Here is a 26,143-nt window from a genome sequence, read left to right as displayed (position 1 = left end):
GTATCATTTAAACAAAAGCTACGGTCAAAACGTTTTAGAATTTACAGTCTGTACGTTTAATACCCCCTCTTTTAAACCTTTGCATTTCGCCTTTATCTGAATCCTTCCCGATTTTTCGCCTGCCTGCACAATCAAGGTAAGCTGTCCATTGAATAAATGCATCTGCGGTTTATGAAAAGCCTCCAGATTGGTTGGATCACCGTTAGCCAAGGCTTTAAATGTACCATCGCCAACTACGTCAAATTGTACCAGTTCTGCGGCCCGTGGACAGAGGTTCCCCTCTTTGTCCACTGCTTTGACACGGATGTAGGCTAATGCACGGCCATCAGCAGAAATGGAATCATGAACCGCATCCATTTCAATCCTGAAGGCTCTTCCCGCCGTCCGTATTATTTTTTCGGCCGCTGGTTTTCCAGATTCATCGTAAGCCACTACTTTGACTTCTCCGGGTTCGTAGACCGTATTCATCCACATGAGGCGGTAACGTTCCTGTAAAGAAGCCTTACTCTTGCGCTGTATTCCCTGACTTTTCCCATTGATAAAAAGTTCGGCACTTGGATAATCTGTATACACGAAGACAGGGGTTTCTTTTCCCACACGCTCAGGCCAAGTCCAATGTGGAATTATATGCAGTGTATGCACATTTTTATTCCATAAACTTCGGTACAGATAATAACGGTCTTTGGGAATGCTCGCCAGATCAATAATACCGAACATGGAACTATGGTTGGGCCAGGCATCTGTATCGTAAGGGGAAGGTTCGCCAAGATAATCAAAGCCAGTCCAGACAAATTGCCCCATGGTCCAATGATGATCTTCCGCCAGGGCAAAATCCTCATCCGGCAGGTTGGACCAAGAGCAATATTCCATATCGTAAGAAGACGACTGATGATCGGAATACAACATATCACCTTTTTTTAGCACCGGAAATTTATAAACGCCCCTTGAGCTCACTGTTGACGCCGTTTCAGAACCCAACACTAGATTTTGGGGTAATTTGGCATAAGCCTCTTCGTAACGGTGCGCGCGATAGTTTAACCCCGGAACATCCAACAGACTAGCAAAACCATTTTCCAGCACACAGCTTACCTGATCCATACCGCAGGTCACTGGTCGGGACGGGTCCTCACGATGGCATATATCCTGTAAAAACGAAGCTACTTTATAGCCTTCAGCACTGCATTGTGTGGGCACTTCATTTCCAATGCTCCACATCACGACAGATGGGTTATTTCTAAAATGACGGATCATGTTGACCATATCCCGTTCGGCCCAATCCGCAAAAAATCGATGATATCCATTTTTACATTTAGCAATATCCCATTCGTCAAAAGGTTCAATCATCAGCATAAAGCCCAATTCGTCACATAGGGCAACCAATTCCGGAGCTGGCATATTATGTGCCGTACGAATGGCATCGCAGCCCATATCTTTGAGTAATTCCAATTGATAACGAAGAGCCGAAACATTAATTGCAGCCCCCAATGGTCCAAGATCGTGATGATTACATACCCCCTGAAACTTTCGGACCTTTCCATTTAACATAAATCCCCGGTCGGCAATAATACGTACCTCCCGAATCCCAAAACGGGTTTCAAAACTGTCTGTCAATTTGCCTTCTACAAATACTTGTGTGGAGGCCCGATATAGATTTGGATGTTCGGGGCTCCAGAGGGCAGGGTTTATCACTTCAAGATTTTGTACGAAAGGCTTGCCATAATTTAGTTTTTGTTGGTTTTCTTTCTGCGCAACCACCTGTCCAGTTGCATCCAAAATCGCAGTTACCATACGTACCAACTTGCCATCAGCATTCTTCAAACTGGTTTCAAGCTTAACTGAGGCTAAACTGTCCGACACAAAAGGCGTCGTGATATACGTGCCCCAAACAGGTACATGGATCTTCTCCGTCACGATTACATGCACATTGCGATAAAGTCCTGCACCGGGATACCAGCGTGATGACTGCGCTTTATTTTCCAACCGTACAGCAACCGTATTATTCATCCCGTCCTGATGTAGAAATTCGGTCACATCACAATGAAAAGCATTGTAACCGTAGGGCCAAAAGCAGGCTTCCTTTCCATTGACATAGACCCGGGCTTCGCTCATTGCACCATCAAATTTCAGTACCACGCGTTTATTGACGGGATTGAATTGTGGAATATCAAATTTGGTACGATACCACCCCACCCCCACATAAGGCAAACCGCCAGTCCGGCCCGTTTTTACCGTTGCCTTTTTCTCTCCATTTTGTGTCACTGCAACATCCTGCAGATCGTGTGACCGGTCAAAAGGCCCGAAAATAGCCCAATCATGCGGTACAGTGACATTTTTCCAGGTATTATCATCCAATGCTACTGATTCCCCGTGAACAACCTCACCCTGAAAAAAACGCCAGTTTTTCTCCAACAAGAAGGATTGGCGGGTAGACTGTCCGTGCGAATTGCCCGGAACAAGTAAGAATAAAAGAAACAAAAAGTAAGTCGTACGCAGTAATCTCATCATCAAATCATGTGTTTATAGTCTACAGTTCAATTTTTTCATTGTCATTCAGCGGCTTAAATATACCTTATTTAAAAGCATTCAATGCTTTTGTTGGCCGCCCATTATTGTCAAATGCACCCAGGGTATAACCATTCCACCCACCATACGCCAAAGGCTCCCAATAGAATATACCCAGTACTTTCTGATCGGGCACGCTATTAACCAAGTTGAAAAGATCCTTTAACCATATTTCAGCACTATCTGCTTCATCCCAGCTCATCCCCACCTCGCAGATCATCACTTCTGAATTGTATCGGGCAACCATATCTTTGATGTTGCTGATGCAGGCCGCATTGCGCTCTTCCCAGTTTTCTGGGGTCGGATAAAGTGACATGCCAATTACATCCCATTTCCCACCGTTGTTTTTCAGACCGTCGAACATCCAACGAAACAAGTCATTGTCAAATCCATTATGCAGGTGTACGATCACTTTTGCTGCCGGAAACACCGCTTTTACCGCATCATAGCCGGCATTATTCAATGTGGCATAATTAGCCATACTGACAGAGGCTTTTCCATCTTCCCAAAGCATACCATTGCCCGTTTCATTACCTACCTGCACCCATTCAGGTGAGATACCGCTATCTTTTAGCAATTGAAGGACCTCCGTTGTATGATCACTAACAGCCTTCCTTAAACCATCAAACGATAAGCTCTTCCATGCGGCAGGCTTTGTTTGCTGTCCCGGATCCGCCCAGGTGTCACTGTAATGAAAATCCACCATAATGCGCATGCCCAGATGATGCGCCCGACGAGCTTTGACCAGTACATCATTCTTGTTGCACCAGCCTTGCTGAGGATCTACCCAAACACGCAATCGTACCGCATCCATCCCCAGTCCACGCAAGATTTTCAGCCCATCCACTGCGCTGCCTCCTGCATTAAAAAATTGCATACCTGAGGCTTCCATTTCAGTAATCCAGCTCACGTCCGCACCTTTTGCCAAATGTGTTGTGGGTACATCCACCTTAAGATTATCTTTGTCGTTGCAGCTAGACAAGCCCAAACACAAGCCTACCAAGGCCAAGATTATTTTTATTTTTTTCATCCGATTATTTCGTTTAAGAACCCGTCTCGATCTATTTTATTCCACATGATATTTGAATTGTTTTGGATCGCTTAGATCAAGAATCAATGTATGTGTACCGATCTTATCATAAGCGAAGCCAGTTCCATCGGCCGTATACAAGGCACAGTTTCCATCGCCCTCTGCTGCGCCAAAAAACCAAGTCCAGCTGCCATTGATCAATACCTTAATTCCCCATTGTTCAGCTGCCGTTGTCGTGATGGTTGCTTTCCAAACCTTCGCCGTCTGGTCATATACCATTGGCGTTGCTGTTGCACTCCAACCATTAAAATCGCCCGTTACCGTCATGGATTCTACGGAAGTCTCTTTCCAGGCCAATTTATTGAGATCGGCTGTCAAGTATAGGTACCCACCTTTACTCGTCCAGCAATTCCAGCGATCAGCTCCGCTATACAAGATGTATTGGCTACCATCCAGGGGATAAGAACCATAGATGAGCGGTGCACTCGCGCTTTCCGCATTGGTCAAATAGAAGTTGTACCATTGGTCGAGACGCACAAAACCATCGTAAAAACCATCTTCCTTTCTCGAACACAGTTTCCATGGAAACTGCGTAAACTCTTTATTCGATAGATAGAGATAGGCAGCATCCTCGACGGGCTGGTAAGCTGTAACAGTCAGGGCGATCACATTGCTGTAGAGCCAATCTGTATTGGTTCCCAATCGTGAAGCAATACGGACATAAAACACGTTCTTTTCATCGGGCAAAAATCCCATTCCCGTGACAAGGTTATTCAATTGTTCATGCGTATAGCTGAGCGAGCTTGCTACCTGCTCGATACTTTTGGTGACAGCAGAAAAAGATGGATCAGCAGCAATTTCTATTTTATTTTTTAAAGCCGACTGCGCCATTGGTTCATCGCTGGCCAAAATCGCCTCATCCCAGACAAGCTGCAGGGCCACGGCCTTGCGGTCAGTAGATTTTAAGACCAGTTCTGTTGTACTGCTGTAAAACACTGCAGGTTTTATCCCACTGACAGCCGGTGTCCCACCCTCCTTTTTACAGGCAACGAAAAGCAACACCAGGATATAGAGTGTCAATTGTTTCATAGGTATCATTATCTTTAAAAGTCCATATGGGAATACCTGGATACTCTCCGCAGCATGTGTGCTCAAATAGCAGTATATCCCCATAGATTTAGTTATTAATGCCAGCCACTGCTAATAGCCAGGATTTTGAATCAAATTCGGGTTAGCGCTCATATCAGTGGTTGGAATCGGATACAGATTGAATTTTGCATCCACAGAACGGCCGTTCATGTCACCGCCTTTCCATTGCCAGAGGTAATTGCTACCGGTAAATTTCCCAAATCGAATCAGGTCAGTACGACGCGTACACTCCCAAAACAGTTCACGACCGCGTTCTGCAAGGATAAAATCCAGCGTCAGCTGCGCCTGGTCTATGGCTCCGGCCGAACTACCATACCCCCGCTGACGGATACTGTTGACCAACCTGATCGCTTCCTGTACACTTCCTCCGCCACCGCGCAGTACGGCCTCAGCATACATTAGATACACGTCGGCCAAGCGGATCATCGGGAAATCAGTACTTACCAAACCTTCATCTGTCGTATAGGTACCATCATCTTTCAAATTTGTAAACTTAACAAGCCCATATCCCTGGCTCGAGGCAGCGGGGTCTTCGACATCCAGGGACTGGCCGTTTTTCCAAAAATCACCTCTTTTGTCTTCCGCCTGAAAGAGTGCCACAAATTCGCGAAGTGTACGAAAACTATTCCAGCCGGAAAGCACACCGTAATCCGATGATTTCATGCTTCCAACAATAGGGCCGTTGACAAGATACGTTGTCGCACCCCATGTCGTTGTATGCGCTACATCGGCCTCTATCGGGAAAATAATTTCATTGGTCCGTTTATCATTATCAGCATTAAATACCTGCTTATAATTCGCATTTAAGGAATATCCAGCATCAATCACTTTTTTCGCATAGTTTAGGCATTCGGCATTACGAGCTGTGCCCGTATAAACCTGAGCATTCAGATAATTCTTGGCCAATAGGGACCAGGCAGCAGCACGGCTTACCCGGCCATACTCATTTTGACGTGCTTCCGGTAAGATCGTTTCGATCTCTGTCAATTCTTTTTCAATAAATGCAAAGAGATCAGCTCGTGTCATCCGTGGTGGAAAAAATGCAGCTACCGGGTCCTTTTCGGTCACAAAAGGAACGTTCCCATAAAGGTCCATGGCATGACTATAGGCCAATGCACGCAGAAAACGCGCTTCGGCTGCAAACTCCAAAATTTGTGTCTGTTCGGCCGAATTAAAAGTCGCCAGCTTCTCTGTTGTTGCATTCCGTAGAAATTCATTACAGATGGCTACCGTATAATAGATCCGATAATACATGGCATTGACCCAGGTATCGGAAGCTCCCCAGGTCATATACTGGATATCGGTCATATTGTCGCCTCCGGCCCATGTATAGATCACCTCATCAGTCGGTACCTCCTGCAAGTTAAAATACACCCGAAGGTACCCCCAAGAAGCCGTGCTGCCCGCCATATCCGGATCGGCATCACCACGTCCATTGCCCGCAACGGCAAATGAGGCATACAATTTAGCAAGCACAGCCCGGTAACCATCCACAGAGGTGTATACCGACTCCGAAGTCGTTTCTACAGTAGGATACTGGTTTAAGTCCTTTGTACAGGATTGCAGCAATGCGATTATACCCAACAATCCAAAACAATATCTTTTTATATTTTTCATCGCTATATAAGTTTTCTTTTTTGAGGTAGCCATTAAAAATCCATATTGAGACTCAAGGAGAAAGTTCTTGAGCGTGGGTAGAACGAGCTGTCGAATCCATTCGGAACCTCAGGGTCCATACCGCTATATTTGCTCACAATAAAAACGTTCTGAGCTACTGCACCCACACGTAGATTGGAGATCTTACCTACCTGACCAAAATTATAGTTCACCGACAGGTTTTCCATCCGAAGGAAGGAAGCATTTTCGACATAATAATCCGAATAATATTGTCTGGTCTGGAATTGGGTATTCAAGTAATCCCGATGTAAGTTATTGATCGACGCATCGACATATTGAACTGTCTCCCAAGCACTAAGGTTCATTTTGGTATTATTGAATACGTAGTTACCCAAATTTGCACGTAGCGTCGTTGCTGCTGTCCATTTTTTGTAGGTTAACTGCGTATTGAAACCGAAGAGCCATTTTGCTGCCGGCGATTGATAGCGGTACAAGTCTTTTTCGTTGATCGCTCCATCACCATTCAGATCCGCATATACACCTTCCAGCGGCTTGCCAGCCTCATTATACAACTGTTTGTAGACATAAAACATGTAAGGCTGATACCCCGTTGTCAGAATCTGGATACCACGACCACTGACATTCGGTCCCACATAAGTTCCCACGGCATTCGCATCCTGCACCAGAGCTATATTGGTCACTTTTGTATGTTGATTAGTCGCATTGAAATTGACTTCCCAGCGCAAATCATCCTTTTGTATGGGCACGGTATTCAGTTGAAATTCGAAGCCACTACTTTCGACATTACCTACGTTAATAGTCGCATTCTGGTCAAAATTGGTTCCCGCGGCTACAGGCACATTAGCCAATAGATCATGTGTTTTTCTTGTGTAATATTCTATTGCACCAGACACCCTGTTTTTCCACAAAGCGAAATCGAGGCCGTAGTTAAATGCTTTGGTCGTTTCCCAGCGTAAGTCCCTATTGTAAACCGATGGTCTATACACCAGATGGTACTGATCGCCGAAACGATACTGTGCATAGGCTGTTCCCAAATTGTATACCGGCAAATATTCGTAATTTCCGATTCCCTCCTGCTGTCCTGTAATACCGTAACTCGCACGGAGCTTTAGATCGTCCAGGAAAGAGATTCCTTTCATGAAAGACTCCTGCGAAAGACGCCAGGCCAAGGCGACTGACGGAAATGTTCCCCAGCGGTTTTCGGGACTGAATCGGGAAGTTCCATCCTTACGGACCGTAGCCGTCAATAAATAACGGCTATCGTAATTGTAATTGATCCGTCCGTACCAGGAAATCAGGGTATGTCGTTCGTCAGATGCAATAGCAGTCGAGCGTATATCACCAGCTTCGTTATAGTATACTATAGGTGGCCGTCGGGCACTCCAATATTGATAATCGTGGCCTGCTGTCACATCAATTGTACTTTTAATTTCCGGAAAGAACTTGTTATAGTTTAGATAGCCTGTAAACAATTTATTTTTAAGCGTCTGTTCATAACGGTCAAAAGCACCTCCAATCGTAAAATTATTGGCCGCACTTGCCGGAATAAGATTCGATCCATTTCCTTTGGCATAGTCATATCCGAGTGTTACGTGCGCTTTCAATTCAGGTAGCAAATGGAATTTATAATCGAGGTCAAGATTACCCACAGCTCTATTGACTGTACTACGGTGTTTTTCCTGCTTGAGCAATCCCAGTGGATTGAGGTTTGCACCTGTTGCCGGAAGACCGGCATTATCCAAACTCTCGTAATAGCCGCCATAAGCATCTGCCCCAGAATAAATCGGTTGCGTAGGATTAAACGCTACAGCAGACCATATCGCATCGGTATTGGCAAAACCGTTGTTGTTATGGGCACCTTTAACATTTAAATTTACGGTCAGGTGTTTATTAAAAAAAGTGGGATTTAACACCAAAGCGCCCGTCACGCGCTCCGTTTTGTCGGTCCGCAAAGTCCCTTGCTGATTATAATAGCCCACCGATGTACGAAAAGGCAAGGTTTTGCCGATCTTTCCCTGTAGACTTAAGTTATTATCAGTCCCGATGGCATCCTGAAAAACCTCAGACAGCCAATCTGTTGAGGCATTGCCCAGTAATGCCTTTTGGGCAGTGCTCCCTTTGGTATTGATCAGCGAGGCAAACTCGTCGCGCGACATCATATCAGCCACTCCCATAGCCTGCTGCATGGACACGATTGAAGAGAAAGAAAGCCGCAAAGCATCTCCTTTACCCTTCTTTGTGGTAATCAATAATACCCCGTTTGACGCTCGGGATCCATATATTGCTGTCGATGATGCATCTTTGAGCACTGTCATGCTTTCGATATCATTCGGGTTGATCAGACTGAGAAAATTGCCACTATTGCCACTAATACCACCAGTCTCCAAAGGTACCCCATCCAATACGATCAATGGATCGTTACTGGCACTCAAGGAAGCTCCTCCACGGATACGTATCGTACTCCCGGAAGAAGGTGAACCGCTGTTGGACATCACCTGCACACCAGCTGTTTTTCCATTGATCAGCTGTTCGGGAGAGCCGACAAGTCCACTGTTAAAATCCTTGCTTCCGACCGTATTAACGGCACCTGTTAGATCCTTTTTTGTCGTACTACCATAACCTACGATGACGAGCTCTTCCAGCACATTTCCCGCAGGCACCATACTAACATCCACGGATGTTCTCCCTACAACCGTCAAGGTTTGGCTACTGTAGCCTACAACAGAGAATAGAAGCTGGGATTTACCCTTGGGCAATGAGATACGGTACGAGCCATCACTCGCTGTTGAAGTGCCCACCGTAGTTCCGGCCACCAGTACTGTTACACCTGCCATCACCTGTCCATGCTCGTTGCGGACCACCCCACGGACATCCTGTTGTTGCATCGACCTGATCCACTTGCTTTCCCCTTTCGTTGCAGCATAAAGCTGCGTTTCCCCAAGACAGGATAGCAAGGACAAGCCCAATAAACTTGTTTTAAATGCAAAACCCTTCATTGTTTAAAATTTAGATGTGTTTATAATTGTTTTCTTTCCCTTTATTATATTCTTTGTACTCCTTATCGCTTTGTTAAGCCTTCCCCTAAAAAAACGCAGCCGTTTTTTTCAGGTCGTCGTCCTGCTACAAACCTTGATCCTTACAGCCTGACGGATTATTATCCATGCCCTAATAATCGGTGGTATTAAGCAGCTTTATCGTTATTCGAGCCATATCGCAGCTATAGATAGTGCCACCCCTTCCATCTTTTCGCCTGAAACGATTAGTTTTTCGATATCCCTTTTGTCAAATTGAACCGGAACCGTGGGCTTAAAAAACCGTTCGAGAAATACAGGATAAGGAGCAGGTAGCAAAGCCGTAGGCACGAGCTTTAAGTCGGCTAGATCCATACGGACCAATGTTTCGCCGGATGCCCCAATAGCTATGTTTTCCACATAGGTATACCCTTTTTTTGTCACAAAACCAGCATTCAGTAGCGGATTCCCGCCCTCATGTTTCAAGAGTATACAGAGCTTTGTGGCAGCAACGATACCCGCAGGCCGTTCAGCAATTGTCGATTTGATATCTTTTACCCAAAAATACTGTACCCCCGAATCCTTGGCATGAAAGGTATACGTCCAAAAAGGAACTTTATTGAGATCATGATGCTCCCGTTGCGCAGTCATGTAAGCCGTTTCTGGAATAGCGAAAGTTTCCAATGAAGAGACTTTGGACAAGGACTCAAAAAGTCCTATAGACGCACGCTGCTCATATAAGCCCACCGTCCAATAACTATTGACGCGATAATTCCATTCCAGTGGGGCTCCAGTCTGATTGTCTGGGTAGGTGATTTTTTCACCACCCACAAACACAGTAGCTGTATATTTCAATTCACTGCCCACTAATAAGGATGCCGGGATGTCCGCTTCATAGGTACGGTTATCTTTGGAGAACAACTTGATGTGGGGATTATGATCTTTCCAAAACGAAACCTGATCCGTTTGTAGAATAATGGAATCGGGCTGTTTTTCAAAAACATAACGGAACTGCAATTTGGTAGAGCGCCCTTTTTCCAATACTTCGGGCTGCTCGTGTATCAATAAAGGCTGCTTCAGCGCTTCAGTTTTTGGCGCGTAATATTCGCCCAAATAGCCATTTTTCCAGGGCGAGGAAGCTAGCCAGCTATTTTTCAGCTGGAGATTCTTACGTTTTAACAGATATACTCCAGGCTCAACGCTGAAACTTGTTTTAGCGACTGAAATATCTTCATCGCTGTTGTTTTTCCCTAACAGTGACCGGACGGTAAAAAGGTCGCCTAGATCAGGAATCCGAATATCGATTATCTGTGACCGGTACAGGATATGTACCACCTCACGATCGAGCGATGGCTTTGCAAAAGGATCAGCGATTTTTTCTGCATCCGGCATAACCTCCAAACGCCATAGACCATCTTCCAGACGATCTAAAAAATAAGCACCAGATCCGCCATACTCCACCACAGGTGATGAACCATGACCGGCAATATGTTGCAATTTCACTGGATTTAAAGGGCTTACTGTCGTATTATTGGTGTAAAAATACTTATCCTGCGCATTCATCACGGAGAGATCCTGCTCATAACTGACGCTAAAATCGCCAAATAGGGTGTCTTGAGGATACTGTTCAAACTTTTTATTTCTTGGTATCGTGTAAGCTACCTCCGCAGCGATCATGGTACTCAGTGCTTTTGCCGGGGTATAAGCCAAATTGAGATAATGTGTCTGATATTCGGTATTGTAGGCTGCAATATCCATCGGATCGTAAGCAAACTGAGTGATCCACTGAAATCCCGCCGAACGAAATGTGCGGCTCATCGCGGGATGCATATAGCTGTAGAGATTATCAGCAGGATCATATTCGTAAACCGCTTTCGCTTTGTTGGAGAAGCCTTTCAAGTTTGAAAAAGGGATATCGTACTGATCAATGTAAGGAAGAAAATTCCCCTGACGCTCCCGTCCAGCAACCAGTCCCACAGGATACCATTGATAAGTTGTCCCTTGGATATCAGCATCAAAATAAGCCTTAACATGTTCCATATTATGACTTACATTGTAGAAAATTGGTTTTTTATTACCACTTTTCTTCATGGCCTTCACCATTCGACCGATATAGTCCGACGTTGTCTGAATGGCACCTGTATGGCAAGGTTCATTATTTATTTCAAAGCCAATGATATAGGGGTCCGTCTGATAAGCATTTCCGGTATAAGGGTTAACATGATGAAGTAATTGGGTAATGTATTTTTCCTGTGCAGCTATCGCCTGTGGATTAGCATGCACCGCACACTTATCATAATGATACGTAAATGCATCTGTATTTATATTTCTTTCAGGATAACCATTACCAAAATTGGTCATTCCCGTAATCAGGATCCTAATTCCCCTTTCCTGAAGTTTAAAAAGTAGATAGTCCAATAGATCAAGGTGTTCATTGTTGATCAGGTTACCATTTTTATCGGAGATTTCTACATCCCAGATATGGATACGATAAGCATTATATCCCAAACGGGCGAAGTGGTAAACGTCGCGATCAATAGCCTGCTTTCGATCGAAGCCTTTATTGTGCAAAGCCCGAAAGGCATGGGCAAAAGGAACGGTATAATTGACGCCATAAAATGAAGCTTCAGCTTTGGAGTCGGACCAGCGCATGACACCTTCACGGTCAACAAAAACTGTAGGGACCTTTTTAATCGCCTTAGATTGAGCGTAAGAATTGATATAGCCCAAAAGAGCAAAGCAGCATAAAATAATTACACGCATGGATTGTATCGATTTATAATTTTTTGGTTATTACTCTTACAAACCTATCAAACGTGATTATTTTTTAAGGCCACATATCGGACAAAGAACAACACAAATTGGACATCTTTCAGCCCCCAACACAACAAACAACACTAACAATCAGTCATTTACAAATAACCCTCCATATATACCTTTGGTGACATCCCAAATTCCGATTGAAAGCATTTTGAGAAATAAGAAGCATTGGAGAACCCGACCATATACATCACCTCGGAAACGGTAAACTTTTTTTGCTGTAATAACAGCGCTGCTTTTTTGATACGAATGCTGCGTATATATTCCACCGGTGTATAACCTGTTAGTTGCTTAATTTTACGATGGAGTTGTCTGGCGGCGACATCCGTGAGCTCACTGAGCCTCTGTACCGAAAATTCCGAATCGTCCAAATTTTCTTCGATCAGCTGCGTCACATTGGTCAGAAATTTTTCATCTGGTGAATGTACAGCTATTGATTCTGTGGGTTTACTTATTTCGTCGATACGCAATTGAGCGACAATCTTATCTTTCCTATCCAAGAGCTGCAATAGCTGTATCTGGAGCAAGTCCAGATCAAAAGGTTTCGCCATATAAGCATCTATTCCGACGGCAACCCACTCGCGTCTGATCAGCTCATCGTTTTGTGCTGTCAGCAAAATGATCGGAATAGTTGCCGTCACGATATTTTGTCGTAGTTTTTTCACCATTTCAATCCCCCCCATATTGGGCATCATGGCATCAGTGAGAATAATGTCGGGCACAAAAGCATGTCCGTCAATCAAGCGTAAGCCCTCGCTACCATCACTCACAATGCGGCAATCGTAATGTGGCTGCATGGCATTTCGTAAAAAATCAGCGAGTTCGGCATTATCTTCTACGATGAGTAGTTTTCGTTTACCCCCTACAGGTATGCTATCGGTCGCCTCCTTATCGTTTACATAGTCATGTTTCCAACTAAGCGTTACGGCTGTGCCCTTTTGATCGCTCGCTATATCAACGCTCCAGCCCAACTGCTCACAATAACTTTTGACCAGGTACAGACCAACGCCCGTCCCCTGTACAGCACTCACTTCTTTCAGGGAAGAACGATAGAATTTGCTGAAGACATAAGGTAGGTCTTCGGGTGCTATACCAATTCCCGTATCCCGAACGATAAGCTTGACATCTGGACCAATTACTTTCAGCTGCAGTTCCACGTTACCCTCCGGACGATTATACTTACAGGCATTAGCAATGAGGTTGTTGAGAATCGACCCCAGTTTGGCTACATCGGTCTGTATAAAAAAGCTCTCTACATCAGCAACAAAGTCAATATGGACGGTACTGTACTCCGGAACCTGCTGCCAGTCAGTGATAATTTGCCTGCTATAAGCGACCAGATCCACCTGAGAGGTAAGCAAGCCCTGCAAGGGCGTCTGTTGCTGCTCGACCTGATCAAAAGTCATCAATTCCTGGATGAGATGGCTGATTTTTAAGGCATTTCGATGAACACCATCCAACTGCTTCTTTTTGTCACTGTTCTTTGTCTGCCGCATCATTTGGCTGACAGGAGCCAAAATCAGGCTTAAAGGGGTTTTCAGCTCATGCGACACAGCTGTCAGGAAGTCCATTTTCATCTTTGTGAGCTCAAGTACCTTTCTCCGTTCGCGCCTTTCCCATTTTAGTGTACTGCGAACCCTGAAAAAATTGACAACCCAAAATAGCAGGAAAATAACAATGAGGGCGTAAGCAGCTTTGGCCCAATAGCTTGCATACCATGGATAACGGATCTGAATATGGTAGGTATAAATCTCCGACACAACATGACCGGCGACATCCACTTTAGCCAACTGAAGGTCGTAGTTACCCGAACTTAAGTTGGACAGAAGCACTTTGTTATCACCCCGTTCCATCGGAATCCAGGTTTCATTTTTTCCTTTAAAAGCATAAGCTAGGCGATAGCCCAAATGATTCCCATAATCCAAATCGGAAAATTCAAGCCGGAGGTTATTCTGATCATGCGCCAAAGTGATCTCGTTTTTATACCGTAAGCCATAGTCGTAATTACCGAAACGTTCATTATTGACATACATTGCGGTGAGCACAATCTTTTTGGAACCATCCAGATCCGCTAGCTCATTTTGCGCGGGCAACAGGACCACCTCATCAATTCCTCCCAGCACCACTTGTTCCCGCTCGGCATCGTAGTACATCGAGGATATCCTTTGTCCGTATCTTAATAATTCCGTTTTTAAACTCTGCTTATTAACCTGCCATACTCCAGTACTCGTTGCCAGCCAGATGCTTTCTTTGACCTCGGCCATGGCAGTTACTTCTCCTTTACCAACAGGATCAAAACGAAGCAATGTATTTTTCCCGTCCGGAGCAATTCGCCTCAATTCGCCATGTTCCCCTACCCACACCGTTTGCTGCCCATCCTTCAGCATAAAGGTCGCCTGATCCAATGCATGCCCAGCGCTGTCTTTAAGCTCCGTTATTTTCCCTGTGGCCACATCAATGCTACTGATCCCCTTATTATAGAACAGCGCCAAGATCTTCCCCCTTCCATTGTCAACGATCTGATTGGCAAAATCTTCCAGAAGACCGTCAGCTTTACTGAAATTACGGTTTGCTATGACCGGGCCCGTCGCCTCCAATAAACGGCTTCGGTTGACAACAAATATCCCCCCCATATAGGAGGCCACCCAGAGATTATCCTGTCCATCTTGCAAGATGTCGTACGACCATTTCGCATTTCGTCTTCCACTGGCATCGACGATTGTAAAGGTTTTAAACTGTTTCGTATGCGCATCAAACACATTGACGCCACCGTCGGAGGCTATCCACACCAATCCCGTATGATCCTCAAATATATCCCGGATACGGTTGTGTGCCAGACGATAGGTCTTGGCATCCATACGGTACCAGTTGCTTTCCGTATTTTTGTCGTCCAGCCCACGTACACGGATCAAACCATTATCGCCTCCCAGCCAATACCAGCCATTGCGATCCCTGTTAATTTTATAAAAACGGTTGCCGTCGCTGCTCGCTGTCAATTGATAGATCGGCAGTATTTTTTCCACCTTGCGGTTGGACCATAAGGAAAATCCCAGGTCGGTACCCAGCCAGATATTTTCCGACCGATCCTTAAAGATACTCCACACGATGTTATTGGCCAGCGAGTTTCTATTCCGGGAATCATGTTTGATCCGTTTAACCAACTGCTGATCCAGCTGATACGTAAAAAGACCATCATCCGTACCGACAAGCAAGGTGTTGGAATCTTTGGAAGCCATTGCTTTGATGGGATGATTTTGTAATACCGGAGTTTTCTGAAGCGTATGGTTCTTCGTATTATAGCGATACAGGCCGTATTCTGTTCCAACATAGGTACTTGCCGATTCCGGAATAGAAAATATAGAATTCACAAATTGATTACTCCCCGGCCTATAATCTGGGAGCGGTAGAGGCACAATATCTTTTCTCGCTGGATTTAACTCAAAAAGTCCATTATAGGTACCGATTAAGATTCTATCGCCCACCTTTTCCAGTGCATACACGGCGGTTTTTGATTTATTCTTTGGAAATAAATTATGATAATCAATAAGTTTACGTGTCTTGGTATTATAGCAATACAAACCACTTATTGAACCTATCCACAAGGTGTCGTCAACAAGTAGCAAAGACCTGACATCTCCAGGTCCCCCTGCCGGAAAAGATTCAAATCGGTCGAACTGATAGTTATAGAGCAGCACCCCCTGCCCCGTCCCCAATGCGAAATGTTTATTATCGATCAGTGCAATGCAGTAAACGAAAGTCTGAAAAGGAGATTTGGTCCCCGTGAGCGGCTGCAGCGCATAGCCATCATAATTAAATAACCCATTGTTACTTCCCAGCCAAAGCATCCCCAAGCTATCCTGTGCAAAAGAATGAACTGTATTTGCATTCGTTCCCAAGGAAATATTCCGAAAAGAGGGATAATCCAGCGATTGCCCGAAAACAGCCGTACCCACAAAGGAAAAGACAAGTGACCAATAGAAATAAAGAGATTGCATTTTTTATAAGCGCTATACCACAAACTTAATTATTTCAAATGGAATGCCACTTATCCAATCAATCGTCCGAAGCGGAAATAGCATCCTGTACGTCGATGATCCGTTTCTGACTTTTGGACCGTTTTCCAGCTGATATTCTTTACCCGGCAATCCTGCCCAACTCAAAATTTTTCAAACGAAGCCCTATAGCGGTTGTTCTTTTTAAAAAAGTATATATGGCACATTTAGAAGTAAAACCGAGAAACGGAGCCCCCTGGTGGCTATGGCTGCTGCTTTCACTTATCGCGCTGGGCTTGGTCCTGTATTTTATAAACCGTTACAACAGTGACGCTAGGTTAGATAAACCCACTCCCGATACAAGCATTAACACAACAGCGCCGCAAAGAGATACCCTTTAGACCTCCGTTGCATATAAGAATTGATCACCAAAAAAATTGAAGACATGGCATTAGAAGAAAAAAAATATAATCATTTAATTGAACTCGGTGGAAGCGATTACGAAATTGTCGACGGCGAACCTGATATCCGGGGCTGGAAAGTAAAGAATGAGGCCGGTCAACTGCTCGGCAAGGTAGATGATCTGCTCTTTGACCCTGAAAGCCAACAGGTCCGTTACATTATAATCGATCTCCATGACGCTGAATTTGTTATTGACGAAGATAAAAAGGTATTGGCCCCCATTGGACTGGCGTCGCTTTACGATGGCACACAGATTCAGGCCAGCAATGAGGAAGCTTACGCCACTCCGCCTGTCGAACCGATCGATCATAGCGTGATCCTAACTATAGACGAAATACCAACAGAGGAACCCGCAACGGATTATCTGTATAATCCCGCCGATGATGGCGAAGTTGTGGTCATAGCTGTCAGTGAAGATCAGTTAATCCGCTTACCTGCTTACCGACCAGATGAAGTTGATCCGCAAACTGAGCTATCCGTCCGTCATGTGTTTGAAGGTACCGGCGACGTCGGTTTTATCGTGAGCGACATCAGCTATCACCCGACTGAATTCTATGATCATTATCACTTTAGTGAAGATACGTTCTACAGCGGCGGGAAAAAGACGGAAAGTCTTCCTACAGATCAGAGGCAGCGCACCCGTAGAGTGGCTGCCCGATATGAGCAAGGTACCGGACATGAGCCCGGTACGCTTGACAATAACAGTGAACTATAGGACAATCAGGTATAACTATTACATCAGGTATAGATAACAGCACTTATCTATACCTGATGTCTATTTATAGCTGTTTTATCGGGCCGTATTTCCTGAATTGACTCGTTAAAATACCCAAACCGCCAGTATTTTATAACCTATCTCACAAAATAACTACTGAAATCCCTTTAACGTCATATAAACTGCATTAAAATTGCAGGATTTGTAGAAAATCAATACAAATCGGTTATGAAAGCAACATATAAAATCGTCAACGAAAAGAACAGGCAAACCATCAGGAGGTATAATGAAAAATATAGCTGGTATAAACTTGACCGCGAGGAGCTTACTCAGGAATTACTTATCCGGGGTGGTTTTCTAGCGATTCTTACCTGGTTGCTATGGTAAACTCCGTTTTCGTTGAATTTACGCTTATCGAGTTTTGCCAGGATATAATAAAACAGCATAAAAAAGGCGGATAACATTGCTGCTATCCGCCTTTAACCTAAAAACACTATTCTACAAACCGTTCAACCAGCTATTCACCTCATCTTGTGTTTTTCCTGTTTTCTTTTGAAGTTTACCTACCAACTCATCTTCTTTTCCCTCTGCATATAGTAAATCATCATCTGTAAGATCTGCATATTGTTGTTTTACCTTACCTTTAATTTCGTTCCAACGACCTTTCCATGTTAATTCGCTCATAATATTTCCTTTCGTTTTTTTATAAATAGAACATCCTGCAGCTGAAATCGTTTAAAAAAAAATGTTATCAAATGTTAAAATATTCTTTCGAATCTTCTATTTCAGCTATTCATTTTATAAACCACAATAATTACTATAAAAGAAATAAAGACAAACTAATGATTAATCTACCTTGTTCCTTTTAAAAACAGCATAAAGATTAAAAACAGTATCACGAAAAAATGAAAAGTAATCGGAACAACCCTAATATTTTAAATGAGCTTATAAAAATCAATAATGACCGCATCGAAGGATACAAGCTGGCGGTCGATCTGGCCAATGAGCAAGGCGAAGGTGCCCGGGAAGCTGTCTTCAAAAAGCTCGCTGCGCAGTCCGAAAAATTCATTGCCGAACTCAGTCCGCTGGTTGAGTTTGCCGGTCAAGACGCCACCGACCGGACGAAACTGAGCGGCGAACTTTTCCGGCTGTGGATGGTGATCAAATCAAAATTATCGGGTGGCAATATGCAGCATTTATTGGAGCAATGTGAGCGGGGAGAAGCGGTTTTCAGTGAAGTTTATGAGAAAGCGCTAGCAGAGGAAAACAAGCTATCCATTGGGGCCAAAAACCTCATCCAGATTCAACTCAGCCAGCAGCGCGAAGCCCATGAAAATATTAAAATTCTTTGCGGTATCTAAATTTTTGCATTGATGAGTAAATCACAAAAATATCGAATAAAAAATAGGCTAGGAAACCATACCTAGCCTATATAAATACAATCATCTAACTTATTTAAGGTATCCAAAAAACCACTGTCAGCGCAAGAATGTTTTAAAAAAATTTCGAAATTTCCAGGTAATAGCAACTGCTACCAAAACAAATCCGATGAGCCAAAGCTTAGGGACCGCCCATGCGCTACGTTTATCTGTGCTGAGTACATATTTCGTTTGCATGTAGCTATCGCTGCTGCTTGTGGAAAGCTCATTTTTCGCGCGTGTATTTACTTTAGATTCCAGCATCGCCAGTTGACCGTTTTGTCCAATCAGACCACTATCTGGGTGAAAGCGGAAACTGCTATTCGTCCAAAAATGCCAATACCGCGATTGACTGTCTTTTAGTTCCTTGTACACAACATCCACTTGCCGCTTGTAATGTGATTGAATTCGCTCTTCTCGCTGATCTTCCTTTCCCCTGTTTCGATAAAGCTTACAGGAACAGAAAAACAAGAAGACAATAAAAAAAAGCAACCGCTTGTAAATATACCTTACCATATCCCCTCCCCGCAGTCCAACCAATTCGAAAAGGCATAAATAGTTATCAAAGGGCGTCGCTTGGAAAGCACTTGGTCCGCACTATTCCCCTCCACGGTCAGTATCCAGCTTCCCTCCTTTTTGCGCACAATACCCACATGGTTGATACGCTGGAGATTGGGGCTATATATAGCGAAGAGATCTGCCTGGCGCACAGTTCCCTGCCTGATCTGCTGGGCCGTATAACGCCGGGCCATTGGAAAAAGTGCCGGACTCCAGGCATTGCGCGGAACAGCAAGGCCCGTCTGGCCATAACACCAGGAGACAAAAGCGGCACACCAGGCATCCCCCTTTCCAAGTCCGGTATACGCTAGGTATTCCTCTACCCGCTTGCCATCGTTATTGCCTGTGGCTTCCTGCACACCAATTTCGTGTACCGCAATATCGACAATGCGTTCGCGTACACCCGAACTGGCGTAGCGTTTCACTGATGGGTCATCCACCTGCTCCAGCCCAGGGCTGGTACTTGGGAGCTCAGCATAACTGCCTGACTGCTCCTTATCGGCTATAGCAGCATTGCCAGCACCGCCAAGAAAGAGAACAGCGACAGAAAGAAAACCGAAAAATAAATAACGCATTTTTGCCATGATGTCAATTGATTAAAGTGAACACTAAATTGCTGACGAAAGAGCTTAAAAGGCTGCCAGAGGATCTCCTGTAGCCAAAAGCAGCAGTAGATAATCAATAGTGCCGCCAAAACGGCAAAGAACAATACCGAAAGAATACCAATATCCAATACCCCTGCCGTGGGATCTATCGCTTGCAGCAGAAAGCCTGCAGCAATAAAAAATACCATAAGACAGACCAGACTAATGCCCAGTACCCATCTCCCTGTCAAAGGCCAATAGATATACTCGATATCCGCGACCAATTGTTGTTGTTGTTGTTGTTGTACTATTTTCATTTGTTTGATTTTAAATTTTACCTTATCGAATCAATTCGTTTCAAAAAAAGAGCTGCTCCCGAAAGAGCAGTCTCCATAAATCCACACAGCTAGGTGAGCACAAATTCACCTAAATACTGGCTGCTTGATGTCATCACTCCGTCCCGATGGATGTTAAATGTCCAGCCGACTATTGTCTTACCGGTATAGCTGTCTGGCAGCGTAATATCCATTGCGGCATCAAGTCGTGTTGCACCTTCAAATGCAAAAAAGAGGTTTTCTATTACGTCGTACAGAATCACAAGGACCTGATCATCGTCAAACGCATTGAAGCGGTTTCCGATCGGATCCCAGGTCAAAGACAATACCTTCGGAAAAGATTCAACTGTCTGCAACCCTACAAGAGCGGCCAAACCGCCGCTTGCGATTTTCACGACACTATAGTCGACCGTAAAATTGGGATAAGCCCCTTGAAACGCATTATTGATAAATTGTTGGAAAGCTACATTGTAGCCCGTTTTGTTTCTTTGTTTGCTGTCCGAAAAACCCAGCATCAGGATATCTTTAATGGATTTGAGAAAACTGGTTGTCATCCCAAATTTCATGCGCTGTGCCAGCTGATCTTCCGATGCTGCCTTTGAACTTTTCTTTGGTAGCGAGCGTACATAGTCTATACCCCGCCACGACGAACCTACGATGTTGCCGACCTTACCCTGGAAGGCCCCGTGAATTCCTTTTATAAATCTTGCCATACTATTATTTTTTTAAAATATTTAACCATCATGTGGCGCTGCAGGCAGCCACGATATCGATATCATGACACTAAGGTAAAGTGGTTTAGAAGCGCATTTGGTCTAACGACGCCATCTGACGCCATTTGCCTGAAATTGCCATTTATGGCGACATAAAACCGAGCTATATGTTGGGAAATACTGTATTTTTCGAGCGGTTTCGATACAGTCTCGCCCGCTTCAGGATTAGTCATTCCTTGTCAGTTGGAGGCTATTTTGAGGCCATTCAAAGGCCGCTGCATTGCTAATATGACAAGATCTAAGCAGATAAACAGCAAAGAATCACCAAAGAATAGGCAGAGAAATGGCAAAGAAATACCAGAGAATAGGCAGAGAAATAGCAAAGGATATGCAGAGAAAGACCAAAGGATATGCAATGAAGTAGGCTAGTTTAGGTAAGCTATCAGTAAGGAAATAGCAGGTCAGTATACTAGCAATACCAAACCAATGCGCCACAACAAGTAAAGAATTGGCCATAAATCAGCTATGAAAAAAGAGAATAAAAAAAGGCCAACCTTTTCATAAAAGATCAGCCTACTAAACACTAGGACTCAAATCAGTCCCTTAGCGATACTCCGCTTGATTGCATCCTGTAGATCCTTTTCGCGGTAGTAATGTTTGTTACCCAGGTAAATGGGCTTAAGGACTCCCGATTTTACCCAGCGGTTGTAGGTTCGTTCGGAGATACCTAATCTTGACACCACGGCCATGCGGGTCATCAATTCATCAATGTTCCACTTTGTCATTTGTCCAGACTCCGAAGAGAGGTGGTGTGCTGATAGTTTTGCATTGATTTCTCGCAACAATTGTACGATTTCATCCAATTGTGACATAAAATATTCCATTGGTCGATACCATGAAATGAGGGCAGCCTACCCTTTACTTATTATTTTGTTTATATACTTCATATTGGTGTTTAAAATTCTCTTTATACGATCTCGTCATTAAAATAGGAAAAGTATTTCTTGGTTTCATCAAGTATAATTCATCTGTGCGTACTAGATCAACCTTCGCTAAATTAACCAAGGTATTACGTCGTGGACGCGCAAACTTAGCGACCGGAAGCTCGGATTGTAATGCTCTAAGGTTTCCACCACATCGATAGGCCTCTTCTGCCATGAAAATATCTATTTTGTTATCGTCGACAAAAGCATAGTAAATTTGATCAACTTCTATTTCTATCATTTTGTTTTCGAGACTTTTCATCCTTAGGCTTTTTACATCACGCGTTTTCACATCCAATCTTTTGTCGACCATCTCGACTACATCTTCCATTTTCGCCTTTAAGGCGTTAAAACTAATCTTTTTACTGAAATAAGTATAGATACCAGCCTCATTGGCTTTAAAGACATAATCTGTATGCGCAGAACAGGCCACCATCAATGGCGGATTAGGGATCAATTTAGCCAGTTTGATTCCATCGATATCGGCATCGCCAAGGTCCATATCCAGTATCAAAATATCCACTTCATTTTCTTTCAAATATTCAATGGCTTGCACGGGTTTATTCACGATCGCGATATCCTCATTGATAAAAGGAAGCTCTTTTAAGGACATCAGCACATATACCAACGAACTGGGTTCATCGTCCACGATCAATACCCTATAATTTAGCTTATTCATTTCTTTTCAAAAAATTTTAGTTTAATATGTATAGAAAAGACCCCATTTTGTTGCTGTGTCTCCAGTGTGGTCTGATAATCTACTTGTTCCAGTTTCGCGCGCAGTAATCCAAAGCCAGTTTCAGTGCTGATTTTATCACTTTTGGGCGCCCAATGGTTTGTGCAACACAAAGACATTTCAACCCCGTTGCCAAGGAGCGTAAATACGATTGGATAATCTGCCGATATAAGGGCATGTTTTAGACAGTTTTCCAACGGGAAGAATAATATGCCTGTTGGTATTGCCGGGTAAGTAGGCTTTCCTATTGTAGGCTCATAGCGAACGGCTCTTTCTCCATAGTAATCCTGTAGTAGTCGAACGAAACAATTGAGCTCGTCAAGCTCTTCCTCAAAAGGTTTGAGTTCACCATTTTTCTCGATTTCCAGCAAATAAGCCAAAAACTGGATGATATCTCTTTTGGTACGTTTATCGGATGGTTCCTCATCGATCAACATCTTACCAAAGCTCGTCAGGAATATCGTTGTCAGGAAATGCGAGGTGTATTGAATACCCAAAGCCCTTTCCCTAAATTGTCCCAAGTCCTTATTCAGCTCATTTCTCTCCTTTTTTAACAGCGATGCTTTATAACGAAAGAAAACTCCTGCCGCCAATAAATTAGCGACCAGATATCCACTGATAATCCTAAAATAAAACTTTGGCAGATTAGCGGATTGCACATGACGGGAGAAATGTATATTAACCTTCGGAAGTATCGTATAAATTAAGGTATGGACACAGGGGATAACAGTCAGGGAAATAAGGACATACAGCACAACGCTGACTATTCTTCGTTTATACCCTTCTTTCCAGATATATAAGTACAGTACAGTTATCACATAACTGTATACCGTATACAAAGATGCAGCGATTACAATCTGGATGAAGGGAATAGCTTCTTCACTCCATAACAAATTTGCCAACCCTACTAAAGTCAACATAAAAGCAAAAACAAGCATATTCTGATACGCCAAATGAAGTATGTTTCGCATGGTAACCCGTCAGTTTACTTAACAAGTTTAAGTTAAAAAAATATTTTTATTCAAATTGGTAACAAAAATATTTTCTGTTAAATATTCCTTTCCTTTCTTCGAGTTGAATATGAATATTTTCTGCTAGTTTCAAACTAAAGTTAGGCGTTATATATGATTTGATTTTATAACAATTGAGAACATGTAGATATGCCCAGCATTCCCAACGCCAGGGTTCATCCTTGATTTGATTGGCTAAGAATTGAAACAGCAATTGCATACTGCGCAATAGATAATCTTCTCTACTTTCGTGGCTCAATCGAAAAATCTCTTCCCCCATAAAAAGGTAATAGCGGCCGTCTTTGACGGAATGGGCTAGTGGGACAATCGGCATTTGAAGTAAAAAACTCAGTACAGCAATACCTTTGCGTACATAGATAGAGCTTTCCAAAAAACTAACTTTCAGTTTTCTCTCCAGCGTATCTTTAGTTCCACTATTTCCATCGGCAAATATCAGCAAGTGTCTCCCCGCACGCATCGTCGTCCTGGCCTTCAATAGTACACTTGGATCGTCGCTCATCAAAAAGCTGTGTAATGTTCCCTTTTCATGACATAGATCACGAAGTGCTGACATTTCTTCCTGATGCTTTGCAAATACTTTTCTATCCATTAAGATATCGAACTGGATGTTATTTTCAGCTAGTATTTGGGGGATATAGGCATGCATCCCCAAGTGATATAGTACCAAAATGCTCGGTTCGGCTTTCGGGAGCGATTCTATAGCGTCAGTATTCCAAATCAGATTAGAATGCAAGGGTTTGGGCAAATGATAATTGCACCATTGTTGGTAAATAAATTGGTGTTGCTCCCATTTCAATCGGGGCATGTAGCGGTGCAGATGCGCCGAAAATAGCGCATAGCTCCAGCTGTGGTTGTCTTCTGAATATATCATTTAAGGCGATTTATTGAAGGGAGGAAGAAAACATCCCTGTTTTCGTTCCTCCCTCAAGGGTATTTGGCTGCGCGAATTAGAAAGTTAAGATGGGACAACTTTCCTCATCTTTGATCTCACCGGAAATAAAAGATTGCAGCTCATCCCATTGTAAAATAGGCTGCGCTTCCATTGCCTGATCTATGCCATTGAATACCTGATCTTTCAAGATTTTCATTTCATACTATCTTTGATTTACAATTGGTCCTTCAAAGGATTGTACCTTCCCTTTGTCGAACACTTGACTACTCCATATCGGATCCGACGGTGGCAAATATGTTAGAACAAATAAATCCTTTCAAAAAAAATTGTACATATACCGGTTAATGTCACTTACAATTCAAATACAGCTTAGATCTGTCATCCACAATCAAAAAATGTCATCTGAAATTTAATTCCGTCAACTGCATTAAAAAACAAGTCATGTACAATTATATTTGGCTCCCTCCAATTAAACTTCATAAAATCATCTTTTAACTATTTATATAATCGAGATGAAAAGAACTTACAAATTTTCTTTAGATGAGGGTTTTAGCGCAGTCAACCAACCTCAGCAAACATTTAGTTACCCCATCCGCAATGCAGAGCAAATGCATTGGCAATCTACCGACAACCAGATTAGCGAGCAGATCTTCGATGGGCGGTATGCTTACCTCTATTATTACGAGTATTGGATCAACGAGGCAATAGATCTCCAGGTGGAGATCACCATGAACGACCTGCATCTCATCTATCCCCAGTTAAGCACAGGGCATATTTACGGCAAACGTATGGATCAATCTTTTACCTTCGAACTATCAGAAGCAAAAGGTGCATATTTTTACCTCGCTAAAGGCATTTACAACCTACACCTGCCAGTAGGCCACCACATTTTGATTGGCTTTATTGTCGATGCGGGCATGTTCAGACCACCTGTCCTACAGCAATTCGCTTTTATCAGACATCTTATACAAGCCAAGAAGGAACAGTCTGCGGCAACACTTAAAAGTGCAGACTTTAGGGTCGGCCCGCTGACCATCAAATATCTGCGCATTCTATTTGGCAAGCTTAACCCCAATACGCTAAATAACGAGCATATCCTGCTCAGATACTTAATTTTCCTGGTTCATCTCAGCCGCTTTAAGCTCATCGAGGTAGAGGATCCGATCCTTCCTCTCCCACAGAAAGCGAAAGAACTGCTCGAAGTGATCGTCTTTCATGAAGGCGCGAAGACGCGCATCCATGAAATTGCTCAGGTCCTAGGTGTCGATCCAGCGAGTCTAAGCCGCCAATACCATCAATTTTACGGTATCAGCATGCAGGAGGAACGCAATATGCGCTTGCTGGCCTTCGTACAAGTTACCATCGTGGAGCATGATAAACTGGGTGCTACCGCAGATGAGACCGGATTTAGTGGTCCGAGTGAACTCAACCGGTTTATAAAGAAGTTGACCGGCAAAACTGCATCGCAGTTTAAGGCCGAAATTGAAAAAGATCTCAAACGCTAAAAATAACCG

The 26,143-nt window shown here is 43.6% G+C and carries 23 protein-coding genes; 5 read left to right on the top strand and 18 right to left on the bottom strand.

What is annotated here, in order from left to right; translation table 11 throughout:
- Positions 1–24: 24 nt before the first annotated feature.
- From HS960_RS01305 to HS960_RS01275, 7 genes are all read right to left on the bottom strand, one after another.
- Positions 25–2,505 (bottom strand): glycoside hydrolase family 2 TIM barrel-domain containing protein, encoded by a 2,481-nt coding sequence (locus HS960_RS01305; protein ID WP_182331072.1) that lies wholly within the window; start codon positions 2,503–2,505, stop codon positions 25–27.
- Between the two features lie 64 nt (positions 2,506–2,569).
- Entirely contained in the window at positions 2,570–3,592 is a 1,023-nt protein-coding gene (locus HS960_RS01300) for a glycoside hydrolase family 53 protein (RefSeq protein WP_153847836.1), read from the bottom strand.
- Positions 3,593–3,628: 36 nt separating this feature from the next.
- Positions 3,629–4,681 carry a DUF5111 domain-containing protein gene (locus HS960_RS01295; RefSeq protein ID WP_182331071.1) on the bottom strand — a complete coding sequence of 351 codons (1,053 nt, stop codon included), beginning with the start codon at positions 4,679–4,681 and terminating at the stop codon, positions 3,629–3,631.
- 111 nt (positions 4,682–4,792) lie between these two features.
- Entirely contained in the window at positions 4,793–6,358 is a 1,566-nt protein-coding gene (locus tag HS960_RS01290) for a RagB/SusD family nutrient uptake outer membrane protein (RefSeq protein WP_182331070.1), read from the bottom strand.
- Between the two features lie 32 nt (positions 6,359–6,390).
- Positions 6,391–9,375, bottom strand: coding sequence for a SusC/RagA family TonB-linked outer membrane protein (locus tag HS960_RS01285; protein ID WP_202883731.1), 2,985 nt, complete (start codon positions 9,373–9,375; stop codon positions 6,391–6,393).
- Between the two features lie 201 nt (positions 9,376–9,576).
- Complete coding sequence (locus HS960_RS01280) at positions 9,577–12,153, bottom strand: glycoside hydrolase family 5 protein (RefSeq protein WP_202883730.1); 2,577 nt, start codon at positions 12,151–12,153, stop codon at positions 9,577–9,579.
- A 149-nt stretch (positions 12,154–12,302) separates the two neighbouring features.
- Positions 12,303–16,205, bottom strand: a complete 3,903-nt coding sequence (locus tag HS960_RS01275; protein WP_182331069.1) for a hybrid sensor histidine kinase/response regulator transcription factor — start codon at positions 16,203–16,205, stop codon at positions 12,303–12,305.
- A gap of 215 nt (positions 16,206–16,420) precedes the next feature.
- Here HS960_RS01275 and HS960_RS01270 point away from each other — a divergent pair, with 215 nt between their 5' ends.
- The 3 genes from HS960_RS01270 to HS960_RS01260 all read left to right on the top strand — a co-directional run bounded on the left by HS960_RS01270 (position 16,421) and on the right by HS960_RS01260 (position 17,766).
- Positions 16,421–16,603 (top strand): hypothetical protein, encoded by a 183-nt coding sequence (locus HS960_RS01270; protein ID WP_153847832.1) that lies wholly within the window; start codon positions 16,421–16,423, stop codon positions 16,601–16,603.
- 44 nt (positions 16,604–16,647) lie between these two features.
- Positions 16,648–17,379 carry a PRC-barrel domain-containing protein gene (locus HS960_RS01265; protein ID WP_153847831.1) on the top strand — a complete coding sequence of 244 codons (732 nt, stop codon included), beginning with the start codon at positions 16,648–16,650 and terminating at the stop codon, positions 17,377–17,379.
- 228 nt (positions 17,380–17,607) lie between these two features.
- Positions 17,608–17,766 carry a hypothetical protein gene (locus tag HS960_RS01260; RefSeq protein ID WP_182331068.1) on the top strand — a complete coding sequence of 53 codons (159 nt, stop codon included), beginning with the start codon at positions 17,608–17,610 and terminating at the stop codon, positions 17,764–17,766.
- A gap of 111 nt (positions 17,767–17,877) precedes the next feature.
- Here HS960_RS01260 and HS960_RS01255 read toward each other — a convergent pair whose 3' ends face one another.
- The gene (locus HS960_RS01255; protein WP_046675215.1) at positions 17,878–18,063 is read right to left on the bottom strand and encodes a CsbD family protein; all 186 of its coding nucleotides are present in this window, start codon (positions 18,061–18,063) and stop codon (positions 17,878–17,880) included.
- Positions 18,064–18,284: 221 nt separating this feature from the next.
- On the opposite strand from HS960_RS01255, the gene HS960_RS01250 reads away from it, so the two are divergent.
- On the top strand, positions 18,285–18,740 hold the full coding sequence (locus HS960_RS01250) for a PA2169 family four-helix-bundle protein (protein ID WP_153847829.1): 456 nt from the start codon (positions 18,285–18,287) through the stop codon (positions 18,738–18,740).
- A 117-nt stretch (positions 18,741–18,857) separates the two neighbouring features.
- Here the strand turns inward: HS960_RS01250 and HS960_RS01245 are convergent, their stop codons facing one another.
- From HS960_RS01245 to HS960_RS01205, 10 genes are all read right to left on the bottom strand, one after another.
- A complete protein-coding gene (locus HS960_RS01245; RefSeq protein ID WP_182331067.1) occupies positions 18,858–19,172 on the bottom strand; it encodes a hypothetical protein in 315 nt (104 codons plus the stop codon).
- Between the two features lie 134 nt (positions 19,173–19,306).
- Positions 19,307–19,939, bottom strand: a complete 633-nt coding sequence (locus HS960_RS01240; protein ID WP_159727969.1) for a CHAP domain-containing protein — start codon at positions 19,937–19,939, stop codon at positions 19,307–19,309.
- Entirely contained in the window at positions 19,858–20,256 is a 399-nt protein-coding gene (locus tag HS960_RS01235) for a hypothetical protein (protein ID WP_182331066.1), read from the bottom strand. The genes HS960_RS01240 and HS960_RS01235 overlap by 82 nt, the downstream gene beginning before the upstream one ends.
- Positions 20,257–20,345: 89 nt before the next feature.
- Positions 20,346–20,987 carry a DUF6266 family protein gene (locus tag HS960_RS01230; protein ID WP_182331065.1) on the bottom strand — a complete coding sequence of 214 codons (642 nt, stop codon included), beginning with the start codon at positions 20,985–20,987 and terminating at the stop codon, positions 20,346–20,348.
- Between the two features lie 321 nt (positions 20,988–21,308).
- Complete coding sequence (locus HS960_RS26855) at positions 21,309–21,503, bottom strand: hypothetical protein (protein ID WP_228280163.1); 195 nt, start codon at positions 21,501–21,503, stop codon at positions 21,309–21,311.
- 74 nt (positions 21,504–21,577) lie between these two features.
- Positions 21,578–21,871 carry a helix-turn-helix domain-containing protein gene (locus HS960_RS01225; RefSeq protein WP_182331064.1) on the bottom strand — a complete coding sequence of 98 codons (294 nt, stop codon included), beginning with the start codon at positions 21,869–21,871 and terminating at the stop codon, positions 21,578–21,580.
- 34 nt (positions 21,872–21,905) lie between these two features.
- Positions 21,906–22,649, bottom strand: coding sequence for a LytR/AlgR family response regulator transcription factor (locus tag HS960_RS01220; RefSeq protein ID WP_153847823.1), 744 nt, complete (start codon positions 22,647–22,649; stop codon positions 21,906–21,908).
- Positions 22,646–23,677, bottom strand: coding sequence for a LytS family sensor histidine kinase (locus HS960_RS01215; RefSeq protein WP_182331063.1), 1,032 nt, complete (start codon positions 23,675–23,677; stop codon positions 22,646–22,648). The genes HS960_RS01220 and HS960_RS01215 overlap by 4 nt, the downstream gene beginning before the upstream one ends.
- 46 nt (positions 23,678–23,723) lie before the next feature.
- Positions 23,724–24,608: a lysophospholipid acyltransferase family protein gene (locus HS960_RS01210; protein WP_182331062.1), complete on the bottom strand. Its 885-nt coding sequence runs from the start codon at positions 24,606–24,608 to the stop codon at positions 23,724–23,726.
- Between the two features lie 76 nt (positions 24,609–24,684).
- The gene (locus HS960_RS01205; protein WP_157626165.1) at positions 24,685–24,825 is read right to left on the bottom strand and encodes a hypothetical protein; all 141 of its coding nucleotides are present in this window, start codon (positions 24,823–24,825) and stop codon (positions 24,685–24,687) included.
- Positions 24,826–25,141: 316 nt separating this feature from the next.
- On the opposite strand from HS960_RS01205, the gene HS960_RS01200 reads away from it, so the two are divergent.
- A complete protein-coding gene (locus HS960_RS01200; protein ID WP_182331061.1) occupies positions 25,142–26,134 on the top strand; it encodes a helix-turn-helix domain-containing protein in 993 nt (330 codons plus the stop codon).
- The last annotated feature ends 9 nt before the right edge of the window (positions 26,135–26,143 follow it).

The organism is Sphingobacterium paramultivorum (assembly GCF_014109745.1).
GTDB lineage: Bacteria > Bacteroidota > Bacteroidia > Sphingobacteriales > Sphingobacteriaceae > Sphingobacterium > Sphingobacterium paramultivorum.
The sequence above is the reverse complement of the archived record's forward strand: the minus strand, read 5'-3'. Positions and strand labels throughout refer to the sequence as shown.